This window comes from Pedobacter sp., from assembly GCF_035566355.1.
GTDB lineage: Bacteria > Bacteroidota > Bacteroidia > Sphingobacteriales > Sphingobacteriaceae > Pedobacter.
The window spans coordinates 1-7,508 of sequence record NZ_DATMRL010000551.1 but is presented as its reverse complement, the minus strand read 5'-3'; the positions used below and the strand labels follow the sequence as shown (position 1 = coordinate 7,508).

6 protein-coding genes are annotated in these 7,508 nt (G+C 40.1%); 5 read left to right on the top strand and 1 reads right to left on the bottom strand.

Going from position 1 to position 7,508, the window contains the following annotated elements; translation table 11 throughout:
• The 3 genes from VNZ46_RS21595 to VNZ46_RS21585 all read left to right on the top strand — a co-directional run.
• Positions 1 to 640 (top strand): UbiA-like polyprenyltransferase (locus VNZ46_RS21595; protein WP_325562487.1); only part of this gene is annotated, 640 nt, incomplete at its 5' end.
• A gap of 11 nt (positions 641 to 651) precedes the next feature.
• Positions 652 to 2,367: a M3 family oligoendopeptidase gene (locus VNZ46_RS21590; protein ID WP_325562485.1), complete on the top strand. Its 1,716-nt coding sequence runs from the start codon at positions 652 to 654 to the stop codon at positions 2,365 to 2,367.
• A 52-nt stretch (positions 2,368 to 2,419) separates the two neighbouring features.
• The gene (locus tag VNZ46_RS21585; protein ID WP_325562482.1) at positions 2,420 to 4,372 is read left to right on the top strand and encodes an amino acid permease; all 1,953 of its coding nucleotides are present in this window, start codon (positions 2,420 to 2,422) and stop codon (positions 4,370 to 4,372) included.
• Between the two features lie 35 nt (positions 4,373 to 4,407).
• Here VNZ46_RS21585 and VNZ46_RS21580 read toward each other — a convergent pair whose 3' ends face one another.
• Positions 4,408 to 6,360, bottom strand: coding sequence for a KUP/HAK/KT family potassium transporter (locus tag VNZ46_RS21580; protein WP_325562480.1), 1,953 nt, complete (start codon positions 6,358 to 6,360; stop codon positions 4,408 to 4,410).
• Positions 6,361 to 6,640: 280 nt separating this feature from the next.
• On the opposite strand from VNZ46_RS21580, the gene VNZ46_RS21575 reads away from it, so the two are divergent.
• Both VNZ46_RS21575 and VNZ46_RS21570 read left to right on the top strand, forming a co-directional pair.
• Entirely contained in the window at positions 6,641 to 7,066 is a 426-nt protein-coding gene (locus VNZ46_RS21575; RefSeq protein ID WP_325562478.1) for a T9SS type A sorting domain-containing protein, read from the top strand.
• A 138-nt stretch (positions 7,067 to 7,204) separates the two neighbouring features.
• Positions 7,205 to 7,508: fumarylacetoacetate hydrolase family protein (locus tag VNZ46_RS21570; RefSeq protein ID WP_325562476.1), on the top strand; the 304-nt coding region annotated here is incomplete at its 3' end.

The following is a 7,508-nucleotide window of genomic DNA, read 5'->3' as shown; positions in this document are numbered from 1 at the left end:
GAGGGATATTCCTGCGGGTAAAGTTTCTGCTAATGAAGCGCTGATCTTTGTGATCGTTAATTGCATCTTATTTATGATCACCACTGCTTTCATTAATAAGCTTTGTTTTTATCTTTCGCCTGTGGCCTTATTTGTCGTGTTATTTTATAGTTACACCAAGAGAATTACGGCCTTGTGTCATATGGTCCTTGGTCTGGGTCTTTCCCTGGCCCCTATTGGTGCTTATATTGCAGTAACCGGTCACTTTGGCCTTGTTCCTGTACTCTATTCTTTTGCAGTGCTGTTCTGGGTAAGTGGTTTTGATATTATCTATGCCTTGCAGGATGAAGACTTTGATAAAGAAGAAAAACTGCACTCCATTCCTGTCGCATTAGGTATCCGCAGGGCATTGAATTTATCTGTGGTTCTACATGTTTTTTCTGCGCTGTGCGTTATACTCCCGGTCATTTTTGTTCCCTTTAGCTGGGTATACTATATTGGAGTTGCATTCTTCTGCTTTATGCTGATCTATCAACACCTGCTTGTGAAACCAAATGACATCAGCAAAGTAAACAAAGCATTTGCAACCACCAATGGGTTCGCTTCGGTGATATTTGCCCTTTGCTTTTTAGTGGATACCTTTATAAGAACTCATTTTTAATTTTAGCATCTATGATTAACTTAACCATACCTAAAAAAAACAGACATTATATCCCGCAGGAACTGGATATAAAATGGGATAACCTATCTCCTATTTTCGACGAACTTCTTGCCCGCCAGATAGATAATGCAGCAGCTCTTGAACAATGGCTAAAAGACAAAAGCGAACTCGAGGCCGCACTTGAAGAGGATTTCGCATGGAGGTATATCAAAATGAGCTGCGATACCGCCAACGAAGATCTGGTTAAGGATTTTCAGTATTTTGCTACAGAAATAGAACCAAAAATAGCCCCCCTGGCCAACCAGTTGAACCAAAAACTTGTGTCAAGTGTCTATATTGACGAACTGGATAAAGACAAATATTTTGTTTACCTGCGGGCGGTGAAAAAAGCCCTGGAAATATACAGGGAAGAAAATATCGATCTTTTCACCAAGTTACAAGTTGCCCAGCAAAAATACCAGTCTGTAACCGGTGCAATGAGTGTGATCATCAATGATCAGGAGTACACCCTGGAACAAGCTTCCAATTTTCTGAAAGACACCAGCAGAACGGTACGCGAGGAAGCCTGGAAAATCATTCAGCAGCGTCGTCTGGTAGACAAAGACACCTTAAATCTTTTATTTGATGAACTGGTGGCTATGCGTAATCAGGTTGCGCTCAATGCGGGTTTCGAAAATTACCGCGATTACATGTTCCAGGCTCTTGGAAGGTTTGACTATACCCCAAAGGATTGTTATGATTTCCATGAAGCTATTGAAAAGGAAATTGTTCCAATACTCAAAGAGCAAGCAGAAAACCGGGCACATTTATTGGGTCTTGAAGTACTTAAGCCTTGGGACCAGGAAGTAAGCACCAGCGGAAAGCCAGCTCTTAAACCTTTCAAAAATGGACAGGAACTGATTGACAAAAGCATCGAATGCTTTGACGCCATCGATCCAAAACTAGGACAAATGCTTGCCGTTATGAAGGCAAATAACCTGTTTGACGTGGAGAGCAGAAAAGGAAAAGCACCAGGTGGCTACAATTATCCCCTTGCTGAAACCGGAGCGCCATTTATTTTTATGAACTCTGCAAATTCACTGCGCGACCTGACCACAATGGTTCATGAAGGCGGGCATGCTGTACATACTTTTTTGACAGCAAATCTGGAACTGAACGATTTTAAACATTGTCCTTCAGAAGTTGCAGAGCTGGCATCTATGAGTATGGAGCTGATGTCAATGGATCATTGGGATGTTTACTTCGACAAGGAGGAAGACCTTCTAAGAGCAAAAAGAGAACAGTTACTGGATGTATTAAAAACGCTTCCATGGGTGGCTGTTATTGATCAGTTCCAGCATTGGATCTATACCAATCCTACCCATAATGCAGCCGACAGAGAGGAAGCCTTTCAACAAATCTACAAACGCTTTGGTGCAGGCTTCTCCAATTGGGAAGGACAGGAAGCGGAATTTAAAAACATCTGGCAAAAGCAATTACACCTTTTTGAGGTACCGTTTTACTATATAGAATATGCTATTGCACAATTAGGGGCCATAGCCATCTGGAAAAATTTCAAAGAACAGCCTGAAAAAGCATTGCAGCAATATCTTGATGCATTGGCACTGGGTTATACCAAACCAATGAACGAGATTTATGAAACTGCCGGGATCAAATTCGATTTCAGTTCAAAATATATTAATGAACTGGCCACCTTTGTGAAAAATGAACTGGACAAATTAGCTTAGTTTCAATCCTAATTTATAAGTTTGAGAAAACAACCAGACTAACCGCTAACTTATGTTTGAAAAGCTATTTAGAAAAAAATCCATCACCAAAATACTGGAAGATGCAGAAAAAGGATATGGTGACCATGGATCACACCTCCACAAAACACTAGGTGTAAGAGATTTAACAGCTTTCGGCATAGCTGCTATTATAGGAGCTGGAATTTTCAGTACCATTGGAAAAGCCAGTGCAGATGGTGGCCCGGCAGTAATCTTCCTTTTTATATTTACAGCTGTGGCCTGTAGCTTTGCGGCCTTTGCTTATGCAGAGTTTGCCTCCATGGTACCGGTTTCAGGAAGTGCATACACCTATTCTTATGTAGCTTTTGGAGAACTGGTGGCCTGGATCATCGGCTGGTCCCTGATTATGGAATATGCCATCGGAAATATCACTGTTGCCATTTCCTGGTCAGATTACTTCACCAGTTTGCTGGCCTCTATCCATATACCGGCATTAGGAATTACAGGGATCCATCTGCCAGACTGGATGACCATGGACTATTTAACTGCATTTAACGGACATAAACATGCGGAAGCATTAATCAATGCTGGTAAAAGCTTCACCAATTTGGACGAAGCGACCAGACTGGCCAATAATGCCTGGATCACGGCGCCGAGAATTGGCAGTTTTCATGTCGTTGCAGACCTTCCGGCATTAGGTATTATCATTTTTATTACCTGGCTGGTATACAGAGGCATGAAAGAATCAAGGAATGCCAGCAATGCTATGGTCATCGTCAAACTTGCTGTAATTCTTCTGGTTCTGTCTGTAGGTATCTTTTATGTAGACACCAATAATTGGAACCCCTTTGCCCCTAATGGTGTGAGTGGTGTCCTCAAAGGGGTGTCTGCTGTATTTTTTGCCTATATCGGATTTGATGCTATTTCTACAACTGCAGAAGAATGCAAGAATCCGCAGCGTGACCTCCCAAGAGGTATGATGTGGGCCATTATCATCTGTACCATATTATATGTAGCCATTGCCCTGGTATTAACAGGGATTGTAAATTATAGTCAGCTGGCCGTAGGAGATCCTTTAGCTTTTGTGTTTGATCACATTAACCTGAAACTAATGAGTGGAATTATTGCGGTGAGTGCCGTATTTGCAATGGCCAGTGTATTGCTGGTTTTTCAAATGGGTCAGCCAAGAATATGGATGAGCATGAGCCGCGATGGTTTACTTCCAAAATCTTTTTCAAGGATCCATCCCAAATACAAAACCCCATCCTTTGCAACTATCGTTGTTGGATTTGTGGTTGCTGTTCCTTCTTTGTTTATGAACCTGACCATCGTCACAGACCTCTGCTCCATAGGTACCCTTTTTGCCTTCGTTCTTGTTTGTACCGGTGTGCTTGTACTACAAAACAAACCCGATGTAAAAAGAGGGAAATTTAAAATCCCTTATGCCAATTCCAAATATATCATACCGGTTATAGCTATTGTGCTAATCATTCTGGCCTTTACAAGATATAAAAAGGAAAGCAGCGACTTTCTGTATAATACACCAAGAGTACATGATCCGATCAGTCTGATTACTTCTCTAAGCAAGGAAGAATTGCAATCGGTACAAAACCGGATCAAAACTACACAAAGTGCTTCGAAGCTTAGCGGAAAAGACATAGATGCTGAAGCTTATCTCGGCAATCTGTCTGCAGAAGACTATCAAAAATTTGTAGACCGGTCTTCTATATCTGCAAACAAGAAATATGAAAGTGGCTGGAGCCTGTTTAAACACAAAATTCCTATGTGGATCTTTTTCTTCATCTGTATCTTCATTTGCTATTATTGTATAACAAAAAACCTGTCATTAATCCCTGTACTGGGTTTAATTTGCTGTTTGTATATGATGTGCGAACTGGGTATCTCCAACTGGATTGGCTTTGGAATCTGGCTGGTTGTCGGATTGGTTGTTTATTTCCTGTATGGATTTAAACACAGCAAACTTAGCCTTCAAAATAACTCATAAAAAACAAGAGGATGATAAGATCATCCTCTTGTTTTTTATACAGACAATCTGTTCAGTTCTATATCATCCGTTGGGACAAAAATCAATGGAACTTTTTCCACATCCACATAGCTGGAATCCAAACCAAAACCACGTTCTTCCGACAGACTTAGCCTTTTCAAAATGAAATAATAATAAAGAACAGACTGCTCATAAAAACTCAATGAAGTAAATTTAGACAAGTGCTTTTCCAGTAATACAAACCTAAAATCACCCGCAATTTTATGCCTCTTCAACGAAGTATACTGACTTGTAATATCCACTTCTCCGTTTTTCACCAGCTCTTCCACCACTTTTCTATATAATAAATTGACTTTCTGTTCCACACGAAATCCGAGTTTAAAATCAATGCGGATCAGTTTTCCGGGAATTAGGAATTCAACCTTATAATCACTGGTAAAAGGTTCATCCACCACATCAACATGGACCAGCCAGTAAACATCTGCCCGTTTCGGTTCCTTCTGTATAATAGAATAAATGATCTTAGATTCTATCTCCGTTTTAAAATTTGCACTGGTGAGGTAAACCAGTTGAGAAGAGTATTTTGGAACGGATTCATCCCTGCTCAATTCGTCTATAATTTCATAATAATCCTCAATCTCTACATATTTGACAAATCTGTTCTTGATCTTTCTGGCAATAAACCAACTCCACATCACGGTAAAAATAGTAGCCCCAATAAATAGGGTTACAAAACCTCCATGCAGGAATTTAGTCATGTTACCGGCAAGGAACGCCAGTTCCAATAAACCATAGACCAGCACAAAAATGACGATCAGGTAGCGGGGCACTTTCTTCATCAGCATGTATACAGCTACTAAAATTGTAGTGGACAGGAAAGTCAGGTTAATGGCCAATCCGTATGCCCCCTCCATATGAATGGATTTCTTAAAGATCAGGACCACCATAATACAGCCCGCACACAACAGCCAGTTGATAGACGGAACATAAATTTGTCCCTTTTGGTTACTTGGATAATTGATCCGCACTTTTGGCCAGAGATTTAGCCGCACAGCCTCAGCTATTAATGTAAAAGATCCAGTGATCATAGCCTGACTGGCGATAACCGCCGCGATAGTTGCCAGGGCAACCATTGGTAATAAATAGGATTCGGGAACAATCTGATAAAACGGGTTTTGTGCCGCATTATAGTTTGGGTGCTGAAGTAACCAAACCCCTTGTCCAAGGTAATTCAATACCAATGTTGTTTTGACAAAAATCCAGCTGATGTGAATATTCTGTTTTCCACAATGTCCAAGGTCGGAATACAGGGCTTCCGCTCCCGTCGTACAGAGAAATACCCCACCCAGAATGACCAGTGCTTTAGGATTAGTAGCCAATAAATGATAAGCATAATATGGATTTAAGGCTCTGATGATGGAAAGATCCTGAGCTACAAAAACAACACCCAAAAGACCCAGCGTTGCAAACCAAAGGAACATGATTGGACCGAATAATTTACCAACTGTACTGGTCCCAAATTGCTGGATAATAAATAAAACGACAATAATCCCCAAGACCACTGGAATTACCTGGAACCATGGAAACTTCATCTGTAAGCCTTCAATAGCCGTAGTTACCGTAATACTTGGAGTAATGATCCCATCGGCCAGTAAAGCGCAGCCTCCGATCATAGCAGGAATAACCAGCCATTTTGCCTTCTTACGTACTAAAGAATACAAAGAAAATATTCCTCCCTCTCCTTTGTTGTCTGCGCGAAGTGTGATGACCACATATTTAATGGTTGTTTGAAGGGTGAGGGTCCATATGATACAAGATAAAGCACCCAGTACCACCATTGGTGTAATGGCCTGCCCGGCATCATCCACCGTATTAAAGATAGCGCGAAGCGTATATAGAGGTGACGTACCAATGTCACCATAGACTATCCCTAAACTGATGAGTAATCCAGCGAAGGATAGATTATTTAAGTTATTTTTGTTCGACACGTGTATATAAATCAGATTCGGAATTAACAGATATAAAACGCTATATTCACGCTTATAATTTAATGACTGAAAATCAACAAGTTACAAACAGCTAAATTTGAGATACGTTAAAATCTGTTAAATATTGTTAAATGTTTATTTTCTAAACAAAATATTTGATTTTTTTGTTTTATAATTTATATTTTTGCTGCTACTAGATATGAATAAACTGTCCAAAATAACGCTCTGTGTATACGTCTCTTGCATCACCTGCATTGGTATAATGTGCAGCATGGATGCTATGGCTCAGAAATCAGACAGTATCTATTACAACAGTAAGGTAAAAAAGGTCAATAAAACCCCTCAAATCAAAGCAAACATACAGTCCTACAGACCCGTTTTTGATTTTATTCCTTACAACAGTCTGCTAATGAGCAGCAAAACCGCAGCTTCCAAATCTGATAAAATACTTACTGTTCTTAAAGTTTATCCAAATCCTGTGGATGACCAGATCAATGTAAGTTTAAAACTGGAACGTGAAACCAACCTTTCTATTAAAGTTATGGACCTTTTGGGCAATGAGGTCATTACCCTCATGAATGAACGCTCCCCTTCTGGAGAAATTACCAAAAGCTTTACTATTCCTAACCGCTTAAACAGTGGGATTTATTTCCTTAGGATTGTTGCGGGCGCAGAAACCAGCGTAAAACGAATCTCCGTTTTATAGTTTTCAGCTATTCTTTACTATTTTTACTTCCTTTAACAACACTATTTCCGTATGAAACCATCATGAGTTTACCCTCAAAAGGGAAAGAATGAAACTCCTGATAGCTTCATTACAGATGAAAAACAAATTTATATCCCAATGAAAGTTATTGCTATTGGCCGCAATTATGCCGCTCACGCTAAAGAATTGAACAATCCCATCCCCTCTGTTCCGGTTATTTTCATGAAACCAGATACGGCTGTTTTGAAAGATAACAAACCTTTTTACCTTCCGGAATTTTCTTCAGACATCCATTACGAATTGGAAATTGTCTTAAAGATCTGCAAAGAAGGCAAACATATTCAAGAAAAGTTCGCCGCCAATTATTTTGAAGAAGTGGGTTTAGGTATAGACTTTACCGCACGCGATATCCAAAGCCAGCACAAAGAAAAGGGCTTACCCT